The sequence below is a fragment of the Streptomyces inusitatus genome (assembly GCF_014651115.1).
GTDB classification, from domain to species: domain Bacteria; phylum Actinomycetota; class Actinomycetes; order Streptomycetales; family Streptomycetaceae; genus Streptomyces; species Streptomyces amakusaensis.
Map to the genome: position 1 here is coordinate 34,904 of NZ_BMWG01000028.1, position 20,096 is coordinate 54,999.

20 protein-coding genes are annotated in these 20,096 nt (G+C 72.5%); 7 read left to right on the plus strand and 13 right to left on the minus strand.

What is annotated here, in order from left to right; all coding sequences use genetic code 11:
* Window positions 1–12: 12 nt before the first annotated feature.
* A complete protein-coding gene (locus IE247_RS30080) occupies window positions 13–1,512 on the minus strand; it encodes an SCO1417 family PLP biosynthesis transcription factor (RefSeq protein ID WP_190126487.1) in 1,500 nt (499 codons plus the stop codon).
* A gap of 64 nt (window positions 1,513–1,576) precedes the next feature.
* On the opposite strand from IE247_RS30080, the gene yczE reads away from it, so the two are divergent.
* From yczE to IE247_RS30100, 4 genes are all read left to right on the plus strand, one after another.
* Window positions 1,577–2,407, plus strand: coding sequence for a membrane protein YczE (gene yczE, locus IE247_RS30085; RefSeq protein ID WP_190126488.1), 831 nt, complete (start codon window positions 1,577–1,579; stop codon window positions 2,405–2,407).
* On the plus strand, window positions 2,404–3,168 hold the full coding sequence (locus IE247_RS30090; protein WP_190126489.1) for a glycerophosphodiester phosphodiesterase family protein: 765 nt from the start codon (window positions 2,404–2,406) through the stop codon (window positions 3,166–3,168). Before yczE ends, IE247_RS30090 begins: the two co-directional genes overlap by 4 nt.
* Window positions 3,169–3,228: 60 nt before the next feature.
* Entirely contained in the window at window positions 3,229–4,578 is a 1,350-nt protein-coding gene (locus IE247_RS30095; RefSeq protein ID WP_190126490.1) for an MFS transporter, read from the plus strand.
* Window positions 4,579–4,845: 267 nt separating this feature from the next.
* Window positions 4,846–5,220: an RNA polymerase-binding protein RbpA gene (locus IE247_RS30100; RefSeq protein ID WP_003959706.1), complete on the plus strand. Its 375-nt coding sequence runs from the start codon at window positions 4,846–4,848 to the stop codon at window positions 5,218–5,220.
* A 214-nt stretch (window positions 5,221–5,434) separates the two neighbouring features.
* On the opposite strand, the gene fxsA is transcribed toward IE247_RS30100, so the two are convergent.
* From fxsA to IE247_RS30125, 5 genes are all read right to left on the minus strand, one after another.
* Window positions 5,435–6,040 carry an FxsA family membrane protein gene (gene fxsA, locus IE247_RS30105; RefSeq protein ID WP_190126491.1) on the minus strand — a complete coding sequence of 202 codons (606 nt, stop codon included), beginning with the start codon at window positions 6,038–6,040 and terminating at the stop codon, window positions 5,435–5,437.
* 55 nt (window positions 6,041–6,095) lie between these two features.
* Window positions 6,096–6,977: a helix-turn-helix domain-containing protein gene (locus tag IE247_RS30110; RefSeq protein WP_190126492.1), complete on the minus strand. Its 882-nt coding sequence runs from the start codon at window positions 6,975–6,977 to the stop codon at window positions 6,096–6,098.
* 426 nt (window positions 6,978–7,403) lie between these two features.
* Window positions 7,404–8,189: a polyprenol monophosphomannose synthase gene (locus tag IE247_RS30115; protein WP_190126493.1), complete on the minus strand. Its 786-nt coding sequence runs from the start codon at window positions 8,187–8,189 to the stop codon at window positions 7,404–7,406.
* Between the two features lie 585 nt (window positions 8,190–8,774).
* Complete coding sequence (locus IE247_RS30120; RefSeq protein WP_190126494.1) at window positions 8,775–10,412, minus strand: amidohydrolase; 1,638 nt, start codon at window positions 10,410–10,412, stop codon at window positions 8,775–8,777.
* 76 nt (window positions 10,413–10,488) lie between these two features.
* Window positions 10,489–10,929, minus strand: a complete 441-nt coding sequence (locus IE247_RS30125) for an Lrp/AsnC family transcriptional regulator (RefSeq protein WP_190126495.1) — start codon at window positions 10,927–10,929, stop codon at window positions 10,489–10,491.
* Between the two features lie 202 nt (window positions 10,930–11,131).
* Between IE247_RS30125 and IE247_RS30130 the strand changes: the two genes are divergently transcribed.
* Window positions 11,132–11,539, plus strand: a complete 408-nt coding sequence (locus IE247_RS30130) for a hypothetical protein (protein WP_190126496.1) — start codon at window positions 11,132–11,134, stop codon at window positions 11,537–11,539.
* 74 nt (window positions 11,540–11,613) lie between these two features.
* On the opposite strand, the gene IE247_RS30135 is transcribed toward IE247_RS30130, so the two are convergent.
* The 3 genes from IE247_RS30135 to IE247_RS30145 form a co-directional block, all read right to left on the minus strand.
* Window positions 11,614–12,786 carry an acyl-CoA dehydrogenase family protein gene (locus IE247_RS30135; protein ID WP_190126497.1) on the minus strand — a complete coding sequence of 391 codons (1,173 nt, stop codon included), beginning with the start codon at window positions 12,784–12,786 and terminating at the stop codon, window positions 11,614–11,616.
* Between the two features lie 230 nt (window positions 12,787–13,016).
* Entirely contained in the window at window positions 13,017–13,178 is a 162-nt protein-coding gene (locus IE247_RS30140) for an SCO1431 family membrane protein (RefSeq protein ID WP_190126498.1), read from the minus strand.
* 146 nt (window positions 13,179–13,324) lie between these two features.
* On the minus strand, window positions 13,325–14,764 hold the full coding sequence (locus tag IE247_RS30145) for a C39 family peptidase (RefSeq protein WP_190126499.1): 1,440 nt from the start codon (window positions 14,762–14,764) through the stop codon (window positions 13,325–13,327).
* A gap of 164 nt (window positions 14,765–14,928) precedes the next feature.
* Between IE247_RS30145 and IE247_RS30150 the strand changes: the two genes are divergently transcribed.
* Both IE247_RS30150 and IE247_RS30155 read left to right on the plus strand, forming a co-directional pair.
* Window positions 14,929–15,621: a uridine kinase family protein gene (locus IE247_RS30150; protein ID WP_190126500.1), complete on the plus strand. Its 693-nt coding sequence runs from the start codon at window positions 14,929–14,931 to the stop codon at window positions 15,619–15,621.
* A gap of 343 nt (window positions 15,622–15,964) precedes the next feature.
* Window positions 15,965–17,872 (plus strand): AAA family ATPase, encoded by a 1,908-nt coding sequence (locus tag IE247_RS30155; protein ID WP_190126501.1) that lies wholly within the window; start codon window positions 15,965–15,967, stop codon window positions 17,870–17,872.
* Window positions 17,873–17,884: 12 nt separating this feature from the next.
* On the opposite strand, the gene IE247_RS30160 is transcribed toward IE247_RS30155, so the two are convergent.
* The 4 genes from IE247_RS30160 to ribH all read right to left on the minus strand — a co-directional run bounded on the left by IE247_RS30160 (window position 17,885) and on the right by ribH (window position 20,070).
* A complete protein-coding gene (locus tag IE247_RS30160) occupies window positions 17,885–18,346 on the minus strand; it encodes a PH domain-containing protein (RefSeq protein WP_190126502.1) in 462 nt (153 codons plus the stop codon).
* A 14-nt stretch (window positions 18,347–18,360) separates the two neighbouring features.
* Window positions 18,361–19,209 (minus strand): ATP phosphoribosyltransferase, encoded by an 849-nt coding sequence (gene hisG / locus IE247_RS30165; protein ID WP_190126503.1) that lies wholly within the window; start codon window positions 19,207–19,209, stop codon window positions 18,361–18,363.
* A gap of 68 nt (window positions 19,210–19,277) precedes the next feature.
* Window positions 19,278–19,550, minus strand: a complete 273-nt coding sequence (locus IE247_RS30170; protein ID WP_190126504.1) for a phosphoribosyl-ATP diphosphatase — start codon at window positions 19,548–19,550, stop codon at window positions 19,278–19,280.
* A 34-nt stretch (window positions 19,551–19,584) separates the two neighbouring features.
* Window positions 19,585–20,070: a 6,7-dimethyl-8-ribityllumazine synthase gene (gene ribH, locus IE247_RS30175; RefSeq protein WP_190126505.1), complete on the minus strand. Its 486-nt coding sequence runs from the start codon at window positions 20,068–20,070 to the stop codon at window positions 19,585–19,587.
* Window positions 20,071–20,096: the final 26 nt, after the last annotated feature.

The following is a 20,096-nucleotide window of genomic DNA, read 5'->3' on the forward strand; positions in this document are numbered from 1 at the left end:
ACCGACGCCCGATCAGGCCACGAACGTCCTCGGCGCGTCCGTGCCCGTCGTCGCCCCCGTCTCCACCAGCCGGGCCGCGGCCGCCAGCCGGGCGGCGGCCTCGTCCGCGACCGGGCCGCCGACGGTGAAGGGCAGCCGGACGAAGCCCTCGAAGGCCCCGTCGACCCCGAAGCGCGGACCGGACGGCACCCGCACCCCCACCCGCTCGCCGACCTCGGCGAGCCGTGAGCCGGAGAGCCCGCCGGTCCGCACCCAGAGGGTGAGCCCGCCGTCCGGAACGGCGAACTCCCACTCCGGCAGCTCCCGGCGCACCGCCGCCACCAGCGCGTCGCGGTTCTCCCGGGCCTGGGTACGGCGGACGGCGACCGCCCGCTCCCAGCCGCCGGTCCGCATCAGCCAGTTGACGCCGAGCTGCTCCAGCACGGGGGTGCCCAGGTCCGCGTAGGCACGGGCGGCCACCAGCGAGCGGATCACCTCGGGCGAGGCGCGTACCCAGCCGATCCGCATCCCCGCCCAGAACGCCTTGCTCGCCGAGCCGACCGTCAGCACCGTGGAGCCGGCCGGGTCGAAGGAGCAGACCGGCCGGGGCATCTCGCGGCCGTCGTCGAGATGGAGTTCCGACATCGTCTCGTCCACCACCAGGACCGTCCCGGCCGAGCGGGCCGCGTCCACCAGACGACGGCGCTGGTCGTCGTCGGCGAGCGCGCCCGTGGGGTTGTGGAAGTCCGCGACGACATAGGCCAGGCGCGGCGCGGCGTCCCGCAGCACCTGCCGCCATCGGGGCAGGTCCCAGCCGCCGAGTCCCTCCTCCATCGCCACCGGCACCAGCCGCGCCCCGGCCTCGCGCATCAGCTGGAGGATGTTGGCGTACGAGGGCGACTCGACCGCGACCCGCTCCCCGCGCCCGGCGAAGAGATGACAGATGGCGTCCATCGCGCCCATGGCCCCGGTGGTGACCATGATCTGCTCGGGCATGGTGGGGATGCCGCGCTCGGTGTAGCGGTCGGCGAGCATCTGGCGCAGGGCGGGGATGCCCGCCGGGTAGTCGCCGTGGGTGTGTGCGTACGGCGGCAGCTCCTCCAGCGCGCCCTGGATGGCGCGGGTGAGCCAGGGCTCGGGCGCGGGGAGCGCGGCGCAGCCGAGGTCGATCATGGCTCCGAGGGACTCCGGGGGCAGCGGCTCCAGACCGCGCGCGGGCAGCGGATTCCCTGCCGGGACCGCGGTCCAGCTGCCCGCTCCCCTGCGCGATTCGAGGAATCCCTCCGAGCGCAGCGCCTCGTAGGCGGCGGCGACGGTGGTGCGGCTGACGGAGAGCGCCAGGGCCAGCTCCCGCTCGGCGGGGAGCCGGGCGGCGACGGGGACCCGGCCCTCCAGGACGAGGAGCCGGACGCCGTCGGCGAGCGCGCGATAGGCGGGCGGCTTGCGGGTGCCGGGCCCGGCGGGGCGGGGCTGCTGGGCGGTGAGCTGACGGGCGAGCTGGGACGCTCCGACCGCCGAGGTCCACTGAGTCATGGAAATCAGTCCACCTTCCCGGAATTGGCCATGGTTGCCATCCGTTCCATAGCCACAGAGTGTCATGGGTCAGTCCACTATCGCCAGAGGGGCCACCACCGTGAAGAGAAGGTCCACCCACCTCCCCCGTCGGCTGTTCCAGCTGTACGCCGGTCTGGTGCTGTACGGCGCGAGTTCGGCGCTGCTGCTGCGGAGCGGACTCGGACTTGAGCCGTGGAATGTGCTGAACGAGGGACTCTCGGAGCGGACCGGGCTGACCATCGGCACGATGTCGATCATCGTCGGGGCGGCCGTGCTGCTGCTGTGGATCCCGCTCCGGCAGCGCCCCGGCCTCGGCACGGTCTCCAATGTCGTGGTCATCGGCCTGGTGATGGACGCCACCCTGGCGCTGCTCCCGGACATCGGGGCGCTGGGGTCCCGGATACCGCTGATGGCGGTGGCCATCGTGGCCAATGGCGCGGCGACCGGCCTCTATCTGACGGCGCGGCTCGGACCGGGGCCGCGCGACGGTCTGATGACGGGGCTGCACCGGGTCACCGGCCGCTCCATCCGGCTGGTGCGCACGGGGATCGAGGTGACGGTGGTGGTGACGGGGTTCGCGCTGGGCGGCTCGGTCGGCGTGGGGACGGTCGCGTACGCCCTGGCGATCGGCCCGCTGGCCCAGTTCTTCCTGCGGATCTTCGCCGGGACCGGGGCCGGGACCGGGACGCCGAAGGGCACCGGAGAGGGCACGGGCGGAGAAGGCGCGGCCGGAGAGGGCGCGAAGGGCGCCGGCGGCCCGGCGGGCACGATCGTCGTGGCCTCCGGGAACGGCGCACCGGGGCCGGCGGCCCCGGCCGAACCGGCGGACCCCGCCGCCGTCCGGCCGCCGAAGCGGGCGATACTGCGGCGGTGACTCGCGTATGCCATCCCTATCTGGACCACCCCCTGACCCTGCCGTTCGCCCATCGCGGCGGCGCGGCGGACGGGGTCGAGAACACGGCCGCCGCGTTCCGCCGGGCGGCCGCCCTCGGCTACCGCTACTTCGAGACCGATGTGCACACCACCTCGGACGGGAAGCTGGTCGCCTTCCACGACGCGACGCTGGACCGGGTCACCGACGCGCGGGGCCGGCTGGGCCGGCTGCCGTGGAGCGAGGTGCGGCGGGCCCGGGTGGCAGGCCGGGAGCCGCTGCCGCTCTTCGAGGAGCTGCTGGAGGAGTTCCCCGGGGCGCGCTGGAACGTGGACGTCAAGGCCGAGTCGGCGGTGGCCCCCCTGGTCGAACTGGTGCGCCGCGCGAGGGCGTGGGACCGGGTCTGCGTCGGCTCGTTCTCCGAGGGCCGCGTCGCGCGGGCGGCGCGGCTGGCGGGCCCCCGGCTGGCCACCTCCTACGGCGTGCGCGGGGTGGTGGGGCTGCGGCTGCTCTCGCTCGGCGTCCCGGCCGCCGTGCGCGCCGGGGCGGTCTGCGTCCAGGTGCCGGAGGAGCGGTCCGGGATACGGCTGGTGGACCGGCGGTTCGTGCGGGCGGCGCACGCCCGGGGGCTCCAGGTGCACGTGTGGACGGTGAACGACCCGGAGCGGATGGGACTCCTGCTCGACCTGGGGGTGGATGGCATCATGACCGATCATCTGGAGACGCTGCGCACGGTCCTGACGGACCGGGGGGCCTGGGCCTGATTCGCCCGCCCGCTCCGGGGAACAGACACCGCGAGGAGCGGGCGACGAGTGGGGGCGCGGATGACCGCCGAGACCGTGGACACGGCGACCGACGGGCCCGGCGGCCGCTTACGGGAGCAGCGCGGCTGGTATTTCTACGACTTCGCGTGCTCCGTCTATTCGACGAGCGTCCTCACCGTGTTCCTGGGCCCGTATCTGACCTCGGTGGCGAAGGCGGCGGCGGACGCGGACGGCTTTGTCCACCCGCTGGGCGTTCCGGTGCGGGCGGGTTCCCTCTTCGCGTACTCGGTCTCCGCCTCGGTGGTGCTCGCGGTGGTGCTGATGCCGCTGGCGGGCGCGTGGGCGGACCGTACGGGCCGCAAGAAGCCGCTGCTCGCGGTGGCCGCGTACACCGGGGCGGCGGCGACGGCCGGCATGTTCTTCCTCGGCGGTGAGCGCTATGCGCTGGGCGCGCTGCTGCTGATCGTGGCGAACGCGTCCCTGTCGGTGTCGATGGTGCTCTACAACGCCTATCTGCCGCAGCTGGCGGAGCCTGCCGAGCGCGACGCGGTCTCCTCCCGGGGCTGGGCCTTCGGCTACACCTCGGGTGCGCTGGTGCTGGTGCTCGATCTGGTGCTCTACAGCGGGCACGAGTCCTTCGGGCTGTCGGAGTCGGAGGCGGTACGGATCTGTCTGGCGACGGCGGGGCTGTGGTGGGGCGCGTTCACGCTGATCCCGCTGCGGCGGCTGCGGGACCGGCGGGTGCGCGGCGACGGCACGGGCGCGGTGGGCTCGGGGTGGCGGCAGCTGGCGGCGACCCTCAAGGACATGCGGCGGCATCCGCTGACCCTCTCCTTCCTGCTCGCGTATCTGGTCTACAACGACGGCATCCAGACGGTGATCTCGCAGGCCTCGGTCTACGGCTCGGAGGAGCTGGGGCTCGATCAGACGACCCTGATCGTCGCCGTGCTGCTGGTGCAGGTGCTGGCGGTGGCGGGCGCGCTGGGGATGGGACGGCTGGCGAGGGCCCATGGCGCGAAAAGGACCATCCTGGGCTCGCTGGCGGTGTGGACGCTGATCCTGGTGGCGGGCTTCTTCCTGCCGGCCGCCTCGCCGGGGTGGTTCTTCGCGCTGGCCGCGGCCATCGGGCTGGTGCTGGGCGGCAGTCAGGCGCTGTCAAGGTCGCTTTTCTCACACCTGGTGCCGCGCGGCAAAGAGGCCGCGTACTTCTCCGCGTACGAGATGAGCGACCGCGGACTGAGCTGGCTCGGGCCGCTGTTCTTCGGCCTCGCGTACCAGCTGACCGGCAGTTATCGCGATGCGATCGTCTCGCTGGCGGTCTTCTTCGGGGTGGGTTTCGTCCTGCTCGCGCGGGTTCCCGTGGCCCGTGCGGTGGCGGCCGCCGGCAATCCCGCGCCGGACCGGATTTAGACGGTGAAGTGAAAGGCCGGTAGTGTACGCGTTTGGCCTGCCAGGCGGACCGTTACTGCGCACAGGGGGGAAGTGGAATCAGTGGGTGACACTTTCTGTCAGATGTGACAAACCGGGCACTGGCGGGTACCCCAACTTTGGGAAAGCAGCGGCACGACGGGCGACGCGTGACCCGGAACGGGAATCTTTACGGCCGACCGGACGTTGACCGGATGACGACGACAGCGACACCTGTCCTGTGGGCGACAAGCCCGGGAGGCACGATTCATGAGTGAGCGAGCTCTCCGCGGCACGCGCCTCGTGGTTACCAGCTACGAGACGGACCGCGGCATCGATCTGGCCCCGCGCCAGGCGGTGGAGTACGCATGCCAGAACGGACATCGGTTTGAGATGCCGTTCTCGGTCGAGGCAGAAATTCCGCCGGAGTGGGAGTGCAAGGCGTGCGGCGCCCAGGCACTCCTGGTGGACGGGGACGGCCCCGAAGAGAAGAAGGGCAAGCCCGCGCGCACGCACTGGGACATGCTCATGGAGCGGCGTACCCGCGAGGAGCTGGAGGAAGTGCTGGCCGAGAGGCTGGCGGTCCTTCGTTCCGGCGCCATGAACATCGCCGTGCATCCGCGGGACAGCAGGAAGTCCGCGTAAGCCGGATACCGGAGCATCGAGCAAGACAAGAGCCGCGGGCCGTGTCACACCATGTGTGTGCCACGGCCCGCGGCTTTTGGCGTATGTGGTGCACCCGGGCGCGTACGCCCGTACGCCCGTGCGCGGGAGACCGGGAGACGAGGCGGCCCCGGGCACTCCGCCCGGGGCCGGAGCGCGCTCCGGGTGCAGGTCAGACTGCCTGCCTGTCAGCCGGTCAGCGGGTCAGCGGGGGCCTGGGGCCGCCGTCGCCGTCGGCGCCGCCGTAGGGGCGGGCCTGAGTGCCGTCCTCGCGGATGACCTCGCCCTGGACGACCTTGCCGTCCGGGCGGTGGATACGGGCCTGCTGAAAGGCGTCCCCCAGGCTGCCGGGGTCGGCGCGGCGCATCCGGCGCTCCAGCGAGCGCTCCGCGTACCGCCCCAGCAGGGAGCGGACCGGCGGGGCCAGCAGCAGCAGGCCCGCCACGTCGGAGAGCAGGCCGGGGAGCAGGATCAGCAGCCCGCCGAGCATCAGGAGGCCATTGCCCTCGCCGCTCCGCGGGGCGGCGGCCGAGGGGTCCGGCCGGCCGCCGCTCTCCTGCTGCCGCTGAAGGGTCTCGGTCAGATTGCGGAAGGCCCGCCGCCCGGCACGCTTGATCACGGCTCCGCCGAGGACGGCGCCTGCGATGAGCAGGGCGAGCACGGTCAGTCCACCGGCCGCCCCGGCCACCAGGGTCAGCAGCCAGATCTCCAGGACGAGCCAGCCGGCGACGGCGAGCGGAATGAGGGTGCGGGCGCGGGATCGTTTGGGGCCGGGGGTGGTCGGGGGCATGCCGGTCGTCATGACCCCAGTGTGCCTGGACACCCGCCGGAGCGGCGTAAGGGGGTGATCGGAAAGATCATTCCCCGGCGGCCCGAGGCTCTCCGGCCGGCCCCGGCCCCGTATCCGCCCCGCCGGTCCGGGCACAGAGCCGTGCCAGGGCGGCGGCCGAGGGCGATCCGGCGGCGGCGGAGTAGACGACGACCACCTCGCGGGGGTCGTCGGTGAGCCGCATGGTCTCGTACGACAGCTCCAGCACCCCGCTGCCGGGGTGGCGGATCGCGGTGGTGCCGTGTGCGACGCCGAGGACGGCGTGGCGCGACCACAGGGCGCGGAAGTCCTCGCTCGCCGCGCTCAGCTCGTCGACATGGGCGGCCAGTTCGGCGTCGTGGGGGTACTGGGCGACCTCGGTGCGCAGAAAGGCGGTGGTCTCGTGGGCCTTGGACTCCCAGTCCACGTACAGCTCCCGGGCGCGCGGGTCGGTGAAGACGATCCAGCCGATGAGACGGCGCTCCGGCGGTATCCGGGCGAAGTCGAGGAACACCTCGCACGCCGGGCCGTTCCACTCCCGGACCGTGCCGCGCGCGCCGACCAGATAGGCGGGGGCGGACAGGGCCTGGAGCGCCTGGCGGACCCCGGAGCGGACCGGGGTCTCGGCGGGGTCGTCCGTCCCGGCGAGCGCGTCGGGCCGGGCGAGGCGGTAGAGATGGCGGTGTTCGGCCGGGGTCAGCCGCAGCGCCCTGGCGACGGCGTCCAGGACGGTGTCGGAGACCTGGGAGCCGCGGCCCCGCTCCAGCCGGATGTAGTGGTCGACGCTGACGTCGGCGAGGGCGGCGACCTCCTCCCTGCGCAATCCGTGCACCCGCCGGGATCCCGAGGTGGGCAGCCCCACATCTCCCGGGACGAGCCGGGCCCGCCGTGACAGCAGGAAGTTCCGGAGTTCTGGGTTGTGGAGGGCCATGGTCGAGATTATGCGGCCGGTACGGAGCCCCGGGGCAGCCTCGTCACCGGGTGCGGGCGAACGTTGTCCGAGAAGCGCCGTCGGGCGCGCGGGGACCGCCCTGCGGGGCCGCGCCGTTTCGGCACGGCCCCGGGCTCCCCCGTACCCCCCGCTCCCCCGTGCTCGGCGCCGTGCGTCCGCTCGGACCGGGCCCGCCCCGCTCGTGCGGCCGGCCGGCAGGCGGGGAGCCGGCCGGCCACCGAGGGCCGGGGCGTTCGGGTGGATCGGAATCAGTTTCGGGGCGCCGGCCGCCGGGTGACAGGGCACAGCTCGCACTGGATGGGCGACGGCCGGTGTGGTAGCGGATCCGGCGGAAGGAGTCGGACCCGGTGGGAGGGTCCGGGCGGCCGGGGAAGGGCCCAAGCGGCCGGGAAAGAGCCCGGGCGGTCAGGGGGCGGAGCGGCCGCGCAGCCGGTTGGTCCGGTCCGAGATGCCCCAGCCGGCGACCCGCCACAGGGCCTCCACCGCGATGTCGCGGTTCATCTTGGAATCGCCCAGTTCGCGCTCGACGAAGGTGATGGGCACCTCCACCACGTGATAGCCGGTGGCGACGGCGCGGCGGGCGAGGTCGACCTGGAAGCAGTAGCCCTGGGAGGTGACCTGGCCGAGGCCGAGGCCGCGCAGGGTGTCGGCGCGGAAGGCGCGGAAGCCGCCGGTGACATCGCGGATGGAGAGGCCGAGGAGGAGACGGGAGTAGGTGCTGCCGCCCCGGGAGAGGAACTCCCGGTACTTGGGCCAGTTGACCACCCGGCCGCCGGGGACCCAGCGGGAGCCGAGGACCAGGTCGGCCCCCTTGAGGGCGGTCAGCAGCCTGGGCAGCTCCTCCGGCTGGTGGGAGCCGTCGGCGTCCATCTCGATCAGCACGTCGTAGCCGTGCTCCAGACCCCAGTCGAAGCCCGCGAGATAGGCCGCGCCGAGGCCCTCCTTGCCCTTGCGGTGCAGCACCTGGACCTGTTCGTCCTCGTGGGCCAGCTCGTCGGCGATCTTGCCGGTGCCGTCGGGGCTGTTGTCGTCGGCGACGAGGATGTCGGCGTCGGGCACGGCGGCCCGCACCCGGGAGACGATCGTCGTGATGTTCTCGGCCTCGTTGTAGGTCGGAATGATCACCAAGGATCTGCCGAGCGGCCCATACCGCTTCGCCTGGGCTTCGCTGTCCCTAGCGCCGTCGTTCACTGCTGGCCCCTTTTATGTCCGTGCACAGAGCCCAACCATAGCGATCGCCGGGCGGGGCTCCCGCGACGGCACGGGGCTGGGGTGTCGGCCGGGGCGTGGCCGAGGGGGCCGGGGGTCCGTCGTGAGAGAGATCGTGCGAGAGATGACGAGAGAGGTGACAAAGGGTACGGACAGGGGTCCGGCGTCCTTCGGGCCGGCCTGGGACCCGCCGGCTGCGGGCCGACCGAGAGCCGTTGTCTACTGAACGCCGGACCCCGTCCGGGTCTCACCTGCCGTCCGGCTGAAACCTTCCCTCGCTCCCGAGGCGCGGGCGCTGGACCTGGCTCCCAGTGGCGGTGCCCCGGTGCGGCGCACTGCCCCATGGCCCAGCGGCGTTCGACGACTGCGTGGAGGTCTGCCGGTCGGACGTCCTGTGGTGGACTCGGCCGAACCTACCCGCCCCTGGGCGCTTCATGTCAACAGTCGAGCGATCTGCGCGGTTTGCCCAATTCGGCCGGTTCCACGGGGAAGACTCGCAGGTCGCGGCCGACCGCCCGGAACGGTGGGCCGGGGAGCGAAATATCCGTACGTCACTCGTTCGGCGGCTCACGACCGGTTCGTCCAGACGGTCTGTCCGCGCACCACCGTCCGCAGACAGACCGGCAGCTCCCGGCCGGGGGTGAGGTCGGGCAGTCCGGGGGTGCCGGAGCGCGGGTCGGTGGACCAGCGGGCGACCCGGTCGTCGGGGGTTTGGACGATGAGTTCGCCGGTCCGCCACAGGGCGTAGTCGGCGGGGGCTCCGGGCACCAGCACGCCCGCGTCGTCCCGGCCGGCGGCCCGCCAGCCGCCCCGGGTGTGGGCGGTGAAGGCGGCGCGGACCGAGATCCGGTGCTCGGGGGTCCGGTGGAAGGCGGCGGCGCGGACGGTGCCCCACGGGTCGAGCGGGGTGACGGGGCTGTCGGAGCCGAGGGCCAGCGGGACTCCGGCGCGCAGCAGCGCCGCGTACGGGTTGAGGGTGCGGGCCCGCTCCACGCCCAGGCGCTGGGCGTACATGCCTTCGTCCCCGCCCCAGGCCGCGTCGAAGGCGGGCTGTACGGAGGCGGTGAGGCCGAATTCCGCGAAGGCGGCGACGGTTTCGGGGGTGAGCATCTCGGCGTGCTCGATCCGGTGGCGGGCGGCGCGCACCCGGGCGAGGCCGAGGGTGTCGGCGGCCCGGCGCACGCCCGCCACGACGGCGGTGAGGGCGGCGTCGCCGATGGCGTGGAAGCCGGCCTGGAGACCGGCCTCGGTGCAGGCGGTGACATGGGCGGCGATGTCGCCCTCGTCGAGATGGGCGGTGCCGGTGTGGTCCGCGTCGGCGTAGGGGGCGTGGAGGCAGGCCGTGTGGGAGCCGAGGGAGCCGTCGGCGAAGAGGTCGCCCGCCGCGCCCCGCGCGCCCAGCTCCCGTACCCGCTGGGCGTCCTTCGCGTCCGCGATTCGCTCGGCCCAGTAGCCGACGACCCGGGGGCCGGGGCGGGAGGCGGCGAGGGAGAGCAGGCCGGTGAAGTCGTCCTCGTCGGAGATGTCGGGTCCGGCGCACTCGTGGATCGTGCCGATGCCCAGCGAGGCCGCGTGCTCCAGGGCGGCGAGCTGGGCCCGCTCGCGCTGGGCGGGGGTGATCGCCGCGTGGGCGGCGGCGCGTACGGCGTGGTGGGCGGCGTCGGTGAGCGGACCGTCGGGGTGGTAGCCGGTCAACCCGGTGACCTGGGGCGCCAGGTCGAGGAGGGCGGTGGTGACGACGGCCGAGTGGACGTCGATACGGGTGAGGTAGAGCGGGCGTCCGCCGCTCGCCTCGTCCAGCTCGGCGCGGGAGGGGTGCCGTCGCTCGGGCCAGCGTGCGGCGTCCCAGCCGTGGCCGATGAGCACCTGCCCGGCGGGGCGTCCGGCGCTGTGCTCCCGCACCCGCCGCAGCGCGTCGGCGAGGGTGCGGGAGCCGGAGAGGTCGAGGCCGGTCAGCGCGAGGCCGGTGGCCGTGGTGTGCACATGTGCGTCGGTGAACGCCGGGGTGACCAGAGCCCCTTCGAGATCGACGACCTCGTCGACCCCTGCGGCGAAGGCGTCGGCCGCGCCCTCGGAGCCCACCCAGGCGACATGCCCCCGCTCGACGACCATGGCGGTCGCGAAGGGGTCGGCGGGGCTGTGGACTTCTCCGCCGCGCAGCAGTGTGGTGCGGTGCTCGCCGCTCGGGTGGCTGTTCTCGGTCATGGCACCACCCTAGGCCGTGTCCTTGGGCGGCCGGATTCAGGCGGTCCGGTTCCACGGACCAGTTCCGCGGACCGGTTCAGATGCGCGGCGGGCGGGCCTCGTAGGGGGTGGAGAGGACGACGGTGGTACGGGTGGAGACGCCGGCCAGCGAGCGGATGCGGGTGAGGAGGTTCTCCAGCTCCAGGGGGGTGGCGACCCTCACCTTGAGGATGTAGTTCTCGTCGCCCGCGACGCTGTGGCAGGCCTCGATCTCGGGGACGTCGGCGAGGCGTTCGGCGATGTCGTCGGGGGCACTGGGGTCGAAGGGCTTGGCCGAGATGAACGCGGTGAGCGGCAGCCCGACCGCCTCGGGGTCCACGACCGCGGCGTAACCGCGGATGACTCCGCGCTGTTCGAGCCGGCGCACCCGCTGATGCACCGCCGAGGTGGACAGGCCGGTGGCCTTGCCCAGGTCGGTGTAGCTCATGCGGCCGTCCTTGACGAGCAATTCAACGATGTGACGATCCAGCTCCTCCATGCGGATCAACCTAATTGCCCGAGCCGTCTCCGGCACAGTCCCGCGGGCCGTGCCGGGGCATCTACGAGGCTCATGTGACGAACGCCACAGAGATGGGAGGGGCTGGGCCGTGACCTGACGGTTACCAGCTAATCGCATGGGGAAGTGCTTGCTGTGGTCGAGGCCACATGTCCCTGGTTGGCCCACCCGAGGGGGAGAACCCATGCAGAGTGTCAAGAACATCGGCCGTCCCGAACCGGAGCCTCTCGATCCGGCCGAGTCGGTGGAGCAGGACGAGTTCGACGCGTACGACACCTTCGAGATGTACCGGGTCGTCTGCCCGGACTGCTCCCAGCCAATCGCGCTTCTCGCGGACGAGGAGACACTGCCGGAGCACGCGCTGTGCCCCACTCCGTGGAATCCGTTCGGGCTGACCGTCTGCTCCGGGACCGGCCGCTCCGCCGGAGCCGCCCGGCCCGCCGACGAGACGCTGGAGGTCCAGGAGCAGGAGATGGGGCTGCTGCTGACGCTGCCTCAGAGCCTGGACTGGCGGATGCAGCCCTTCTCGCACGTCGGCGGCCCCGGCTCCCGCCCGGTGCCGACCCGGTCCGCGCACCGGCGCGCCGCCTGACCCTTCCGTACCCCGTAACACCCCTACGGCAGTGCCGCGCTCTCCGGGAGAACGCGGCACCGTGGCGGGGAGGTTCAGCGCGACTCGGGTCCCGCCAGATGACGGGCGATGACCATGCGCTGGATCTGATTGGTGCCCTCGACGATCTGGAGCGCCTTCGCCTCGCGCATATAGCGCTCCACCGGGAAGTCGGCGGTGTATCCGTAGCCGCCGAGCACCTGGACGGCGTCGATGGTCACGCTCATCGCCGCGTCCGTGCAGAACAGCTTCGCCATGGCAGCCTGCCGGGAGAAGGGGCGTCCCGCGTCCCGCAGCCGGGCGGCGGAGAGATAGAGCGCGCGGCCCGCCTCGATCCGGGTGGCCATGTCGGCGAGCATGAACCGCAGCCCCTGGAAGTCGGCGACGGGACGGCCGAACTGAAGGCGTCCGGTGGCGTATCCGAGCGCCTCGTCCAGGGCGGCCTGTGCGACGCCCACGGCACAGGCCGCGATGCCGAGCCGGCCGGAGTCGAGGGCGGAGAGCGCGATGGCGAAGCCCTGCCCCTCCTCGCCGAGCCGGCGGGCGTCCGGGACACGGACCCCGTCGAAGTGGAGCTGCGCGGTGGGCGAGCCCTTCATGCCCATCTTCTTCTCGGGCAGGGCGGCCTCAAGGCCCGGCGCGTCGCCGGGGACCAGGAAGGCGGTGATGCCCCGGGCGCCCTCCTCACCGGTGCGCGCGAGCACGGTGCAGAAGTCCGCGACACCGCCGTGGGTGATCCAGGCCTTGGTCCCGGTGATGATCCAGTCCTCGCCGTCGCGCACCGCTCTGGTGCGCAGCGAGGCGGCGTCGGAGCCGGAGGACGGCTCGGAGAGGCAGTACGCGCCGAGGAGTCCGCCGCCGAGCATGTCCGGCAGCCACTTCGCCCGCTGCTCCTCGGAGCCGTATCCGGCGAGTGCGTGGCAGGCCAGCGAGTGGACGCTGACGCCGAGGCCCACGGTGAGACGGGCGGCGGCGAGTTCTTCGAGGACCTGGAGGTAGACCTCGTACGGCTGATCCCCGCCGCCGTGCTCACCGGCGTAGGGGAGGCCGAGCAGTCCTGAGGAGGACAGCAGGGAGAAGAGTTTCCGGGGGAAGTGCCCCGACTCCTCCTCCTCGGCCGCCCGGGGGGCGATCTCCCGCTGGGCGATGTCTCGGACCAGGGCGATCAGTTCCCCGGACTCCTCCGTGGGCAGTTGGCGGTCCACCGGCTGCGGGACGCTGTCGGGCATTGCGCGTGCTCCTCCCTGTCGGGCGCTGTGGCGTGGCGCGCGAAGGGTGGGTGCGCGCATCGCCCGTCGTTCTGCCAGGCCGATGCTGCGCCTCCGGATCACGGAAGGCGCTGGTCGGCGGCTGTGGCGCGTTGAGTATGCCCGATCGGATGAGATACGTCACGGGTTGGCGGAGGCAGACGCTCCGTCAACTCCCGGCGCGGTGGGAGGCGCTGCTTCGAGGACGCGCCTCAGATCAGGCCGAGCCGGGTGACGAGCATGGCGAGGACGACCACCAGGGTCCAGCCGACGATGTGCTCGACGAGGTCGGAGCGGTCGTCGGGGCCGCCGGTGCGGGTGCGGACGGCGGGAGCGACGGCGGGGGCGGCGGCGGAGCCGGTGGCAGAGGTCATGGCGGTCTCGCTCGGTCGGACGGCGGGGGACGGCTCCCCGGGGGTCTCGGGAAGCTCCCCGGTCGGCCGGTGTCCCGACCACAGTGCCAGGCGGACCGCCCCGGGGGTAGAGACGTACGTCACCGGCCCCGGGGCGGCGGTCGGCGTCAGCGCACCCCGAGAGCGGCCAGAGCCCGGCGCTGGGCGGGCGTGGGGCGCTCGGGCCAGTAGAGGTAGCAGACGCCTCCTGTGCCGGACGACACTTTCCCGCTCGCGTTGTACCGCTTGGTACGGAGCCAGATGTTCTCCCACTCACGGCGGCGGTAGACCCTCCGTACCTCCTCGTTGGAGTCGGACGCGGGATCATTGGCGATCACATCGCCCTCGGGGGTGAACCCGATCACGGTCATCAGATGGCCCGCGGTCCCGTAGCCCGCGCCGGTCAGCTCCTCCTTGAGGAAGGACTGCGAGGTGATCACGGGGATGCCCGCCGCGATCAGCCGCTCCAGGTCGGTCAGCGAGGTCAGCCGGGTGACGACCGCGTTCATCCCGGGGTGGGACGCCGCGTAGGCGGCGTTGAAGGGCCAGTTGCCGCAGCCCCGGTACTGATGGTCGTAGGTGGAGCGGGCCGCGTGGCAGACCTGGGGGTCGTCGAAGGCCGGGTCGACCCAGGCGAGATCCTCGGGGGTGGGCCGACGGCCCCAGTACTCGATGATCATCTGCGAGGAGGCGGGGCTGCACCACGCCTCGCCGCCGTTGTCGTACTCCGGGTAGCGGCCGATGTGGATGTTCTGGGAGTAGCGCGGCACCTCCAGCTCGCGCGCGGCCCCCGGCCGGGTCACGGGCGTCGCGGGCACCGTGAACCGGTCCGGTACGTCGGAGGCCATCGCCCCCACCCGGTGGACCGTGGGGGTGAGCCGGCTGCCCGGCCTGCGGTGGAGGGTGAGCCGCAGCCGGTACGAGCGCAGCCGCAGCCGCTGCCCGCTCGCGGCGTCGGCGTCGGCGTCGGCGTCGGCGTCGGCGTCGGCGTCGTCGATCGAGAGGGTGTCGGTCCAGACGGAGGCCCTGCCGTCGGACTGGCCGTCCAGCGAGGTCCGTGCGATGTCCCCGTCGCCCGAGGCCCAGCGCCCCAGCACGAACCACGGCGAGGTCGTGCCGTCGGAGTAGACACCGCTCAGCTCGGTCTGGAGCCAGGTGCCGGCCGGGGTCTCGGCGTTCCAGGAGGCGATGACCTCGGTGGCGGGGACCTCCGGGCGGTGCTCGGGCGAGGTCCAGGTGGCGTACTCCCAGCTCTCGGTGCGCCCGGTGTGCGGATCGGCGTACTCCAGCAGTCCGGCCGGGCGGGTGATCACCAGGCCGGAGCGGCGTCCGGCGACGGCCCGGACGCCCTCCCGGGCTCCGGAGTGCCAGTCGGCGTACGAGGACCAGAAGCGGTTGTCCACGGTCGGGGGCGTCCGGTACGGCCGGGGCGGACGTCCGGCGGGAAGAGTCGCGGGTACGGGAAGAGCGGGTACGGGAAGAGCGGCGGCGGACGCGGCGGAGAGGGCGCCCGCTCCCGCGGCCGCCGCGATCGCGGCGCTCAGCACGGTTCTGCGCGAAGTGGCCATGGGAAACCCCCAGGTCGGTAACGCTCGGCCGGTTGGACTCGACGGGGGCCACTATCGCCGCTTCCGACGGGTCACGGCCAGTGTTACGGCCCCCTCCCGGCACCCCGATATTGGCCTGGACCACTGGTGTGACCTGCGGCGTCCTCCCGCCGTAGGCTGGCCGAATGGAGGATCTCGACCGACTCGCCCGAACGCTGCGCGCACGGCCGCCGTCCTGCGGCCCGGTACGGCTGGTCGCGGTCGACGGCCACGCGGGCTCCGGCAAGAGCACCTTCACCGCCCGGCTCCAAGAGGCGCTCGCGCGCCTTCCCGGCGGCGGGGCCCCCGTCCCCGTACTGCACCTGGACGATCTGGCCAGCCACGAGGAACTCTTCGACTGGACGGGCCGGCTGCTCGACCAGGTGATCGGGCCGCTGGCACGGGGGGCGGAGGCGCGCTACGCCCCGTACGACTGGAACGAGCGCCGCTTCACCCCGGCGCGCGCCCTGCCCGCCGCCCCCGTCGTCCTGATCGAGGGCGTGGGCGCCGGCCGCCGGGCGCTCCGGCCCCGGCTGGCGGCCCTGCTGTGGATGGAGCGGAACGCCGAGGACTCCTGGCGCCGCGGCCGGCGGCGCGACGGCGCGGGGCTGACCGCCTTCTGGGACGGCTGGACAGCGGCGGAGACACGCCATTTCTCGGCCGACCCGTCGCGCCCTTTCGCGGATGCGCTGGTGCGTGAGCGTCCCCAGGGGTACGAGTTGCTTCCAGGGCCCCGAACAAACGCACGTCAGAACCAGATCATCACACTGGGTGACCACTCTTCAGTGGGGTGTCGAGCCGTCGGAAAACCGCCCCAAGAGGGCCCGAACTCCGCTTGACCAAGGGGCCGTACAGGTCCTACGTTCTCAATGTGCGGCCTTGAAGGCCGACTCGGACGCGAAGCCCCCGGTTGTTCCCCCGTGACCGGGGGCTTCGTTCTGCCCCTCATTTCCGTCCGGATCCGCCCACCGCGACACCTCTTCCTCACCCTCGGTCACCGCGACCCGGATCACTTGGCGGCACCCTTAATCTCCGCGTCCCCGCGCAGGTACGATGCCCTTCGTTGGGGTCAAATCCCGTCCAAGGAACGGCGGTTCGGTGCCTTGGCCGCCGTCACCCGCCGACGGCGGACCGGGGGACGTCCTCCCGGACACGGCGCAGGTGCACTTTGTGGGGGGCCTGATGGACATCGGCACGCAGGGCGCACCGGCCCCCGCCGACCTCGCCTGGGTGCGCGGCGTGGACGCGTACACCATGGGGGCCTACCCCCAGGCGGAGGACGAGTTCCGGACCGCCGTACAGCTCGATCCCGGCATGGCCGACGGCTGGCTGGGGCTGCACGCGCTGCGCGTCGACACCTCCAACGCGCTGCTGCGGATGTACCGCGCCCGCGAGCGCTTCGGCGAGCAGCGCTCCCGCCACCGGCGCACCCTCAACTCCTGGTACTGGCTCGGCTGGTGGGTCCAGCCGGTCCTGGAGACCCCGCGCGATCTGCTGCTCGCGCACGCCTCCCACTGGCTCGACGGCCGCCATGTGCCCGATCTGGACCGGGCGCTGGCCGGGCTGCCGCCCGTGGACGCCGACCCCCAGGTGCGTTTTCTGCACGCCTGCCGCGCCTATCTCGTCAAGGATTGGGAGGAGTTGGTGCGCCACACCGAACCCCTGGTCGGCGACGCACTGCTGGGCATCGAGGCCGGTCTCTTCGGCGGCATGGCCCGGGTGCGGCTGGAGATGTACGGACAGGCCGAGCCGCTGCTGTCGGCGGCCCTGATGCGCTGCCGCAGCGAACAGCCCCAGCGCAAGGAGCTGCGCTACTGGCTGGCGCGGGCCCATGAGGGCACCGGCCGCAGCGCCGCCGCCCTTCCGCTCTACCGCGCGGTGCACCGCGTCGACCCCGCCTTCATGGACACCTCGGCCCGGCTGACGGCGATCGCCGAGTACGACGGGATCGACGGCTACGACGAGTCGGCCGGGCTCGCCGTCTCCCTCGCCGGATTCGGGCCCGAACCCCTCCAGGAGCGGGCGACCGAGGCGGTGGAGACCGAGGGGACCGTCCCGGCCGAGGCGCGCCCCGGGCCCGACCAGCAGAGCCAGCTCCCCGGCGCGACCCCGCCCGGGCCGCCGTCCGAGGCGATCAGAGGACGGACCCAGGGCTCGGGGCCGGGCTCCCCCACCCTGCTGCCCTCGGGCCCCACCGATCCCGCGCTGCTCGCCGAGGCACTGGCCGAGCTGGAGCGGATGGTCGGCCTTGATCCGGTGAAACGGCAGGTCAAGGCGCTCTCGGCACAGCTGGAGATGGCCCGGCTGCGGGCCGGTCAGGGGCTGCCGGTGCAGCCGCCGAAACGCCATTTCATCTTCTCCGGCCCCTCGGGCACCGGGAAGACCACCGTCGCCCGGATCCTCGGCAGGGTCTTCTACGCGCTCGGTCTGCTCGGCGGCGACCATCTGGTGGAGGCCCAGCGCTCGGACATGGTGGGCGAGTTCCTCGGCCAGACGGCGGTGAAGGCCAATGAGCTGATCGACTCGGCACTCGGCGGCGTCCTCTTCGTGGACGAGGCCTACAGCCTGGCCAACTCCGGCTACACCAAGGGCGACGCCTACGGCGACGAGGCCCTCCAGGTGCTGCTGAAGCGCGCCGAGGACAATCGCGACCACCTCGTGGTCATCCTGGCGGGCTACCCCGAGGGCATGGACCGGCTGCTCGCCGCCAACCCCGGGCTCACCTCCCGCTTCACCACCCGGGTCGACTTCCCCTCGTACCGCCCGCTGGAGCTGACCGCGATCGGCGAGGTGCTGGCCGCCGAGAACGGCGATGTGTGGGACGAGGAGGCCGTGGACGAGCTGCGCTCCATCAGCGGCCATGTGGTCGACCAGAGCTGGATCGACGAGCTGGGCAACGGGCGCTTTCTGCGGACCCTGTACGAGAAGAGCTGCGCCTACCGCGATCTGCGGCTCTCCGGCTATCCGGGCACGCCCACCCGGGAGGATCTCGCCACGCTGCGGCTGCCCGATCTGATGCAGGCGTACGGCGAGGTGCTCTCGGGCCGGGGCCCGCGCGACCGGGGGCCTCAGGAGCCCCCGGCCGGCTGAGCGGGCTGAGCCCTAGGAAGCGGAGTGGCCCGCGCGCTCGTCGACGAGCGCGCGCAGGGCGCGGGCGTCGGTGATGGCCTGTTCTCTGGCGACGCCGGGCTGGATGCCGAGGACCGGCAGGCTGGTGCCGTCGCTCAGATCGAGGAAGACCCAGGGGTCGCCCGGGCGGAGGTTGACCCGGACGATCTCCGCCCACTCCAGCCGGCGGACCCCGGTGATGTTGGTGATCGTGACACCCCGGTCGTCGGCGACCACCTTGGGCCTGCTGAGCAGGAGGAGCACCCCGAGGAAGAGCAGGCCGGTGAAGACGAAGCTGATCCGCTCCCCCGTGTTCAGCCGTTCCAGCGTGAGACCGACGAAGGCGACGACGGCGAACATCGCCACACCCATGGTCAGCAGGATGACTCGGGTACGGGTGGGACGGAAGGTCACCGGGAGGGTGGCGTTCCGGGTGGCGGGGCTGCTGCTGGACATGGTGTCGGTGATCCTCAGAGCCGGCAGGCGTGGATGGCGGTGGTGAGGATGGCCCGCGCGCCCAGCTCGTACAGATCGTCCATGATCCGCTGCGCCTCCTTGGCGGCGACCATGGAGCGGACGGCGACCCATCCCTCGTGGTGCAGGGGGGAGATCGTCGGCGATTCGAGGCCCGGGGTGAGGGCGACGGCCTGTTCGAGGTGCTCGACGCGGCAGTCGTAATCCATCATCACGTAGGAGCGGGCGACCAGGACGCCCTGGAGGCGGCGGAGGAACTGCCGCACCTTGGGGTCCTCGGTGTCGGCCCCGGTACGGCGGATGACCACGGCCTCGGAGGTCATGATCGGCTCGCCGATGACTTCGAGGCCCGCGTTGCGCAGCGAGGTCCCGGTCTCGACCACATCGGCGATGATCTGGGCGACGCCCAGTTCGATCGCGGTCTCGACCGCTCCGTCGAGGTGGACCACGGAGGCGTCGATGGCGTTGTCGGCGAGGTGCTGGGCGACGATGCCCTCGTAGGAGGTGGCGACGGTCATGCCGCCGAAGTCCTCGACGCCCTTGGCCGTGCCTGGCCTGGTGGCGTAGCGGAAGGTGGAGCGGGCGAAGCCGAGCTGGAGGATCTCCTCGGCGCCCGCCCCGGAGTCGAGCAGCAGATCGCGGCCGGTGATGCCGATGTCCAGACGGCCGGTGCTGACGTAGATCGCGATGTCGCGGGGGCGGAGGTAGAAGAACTCGACCTCGTTCTCCGGGTCGACCAGGACCAGCTCCTTGGACTCCTTGCGCTGCTGGTAGCCGGCCTCATGGAGCATCGCCGACGCAGGTCCGGACAGTGAACCCTTGTTGGGAATGGCGATGCGCAGCATGAGGTCGGCTTCCTTACGTAGGCAGGCAGGCGGGTGGAGGGAGCGGGCGGGCCGGTGGATCAGAGGTGTCAGAGGTGGGCGTAGACGTCGTCGAGGGAGATCCCGCGCGCCACCATCATCACCTGGACGTGGTAGAGCAGCTGCGAGATCTCCTCGGCGGCGGCTTCCTTGCCCTCGTACTCGGCGGCCATCCAGACTTCGGCGGCCTCCTCGACGACCTTCTTGCCGATGGCATGGACGCCCTTCTCCACCAGCTCGGCGGTGCGGGACGTGGCCGGGTCGCCGTTCTCCGCCTTGAGCCGCAGCTCGGCGAAGAGTTCTTCGAAGGTTTTGTTCGCCATGATGGTCTCAGGGTACGGGGTACGGGCGGCCGGTTCAGCGCCAGGGTTCGCTGACCGAGCGCAGGGTGGCGGCGGTGGCCACGGCGGCGGTGACCGCTTCGTGACCCTTGTCCTCGGTCGACCCTTCGATCCCCGCCCGGGCGAGCGCCTGCTCCTCCGTGTCGCAGGTGAGCACGCCGAAGCCGATGGGGACGCCGGTGTCCACCGAGACCTGGGTCAGGCCCTGGGTGACGCCCTGGCACACGTACTCGAAGTGCGGGGTGCCGCCCCGGATGACGACGCCGAGTGCGACGATCGCGTCGTAGCCCCGGCCCGCGAGCACCTTGGCGACCACGGGGAGTTCGAAGCTGCCGGGGACCCTCAGCAGGGTCGGTTCGTCGATGCCCAGCTCGCCCAGGGCGCGCAGGGCCCCGTCGACGAGCCCGTCCATGATCTTCTCGTGCCAGAGGGCCGCGATGACGGCGACACGGAGGTCGCCGACGTTGCGTACGGACAGTTCGGGTGCGCCCTTGCCACTCAACGCTTCTCCTCAGAGTTCTCGTGGTT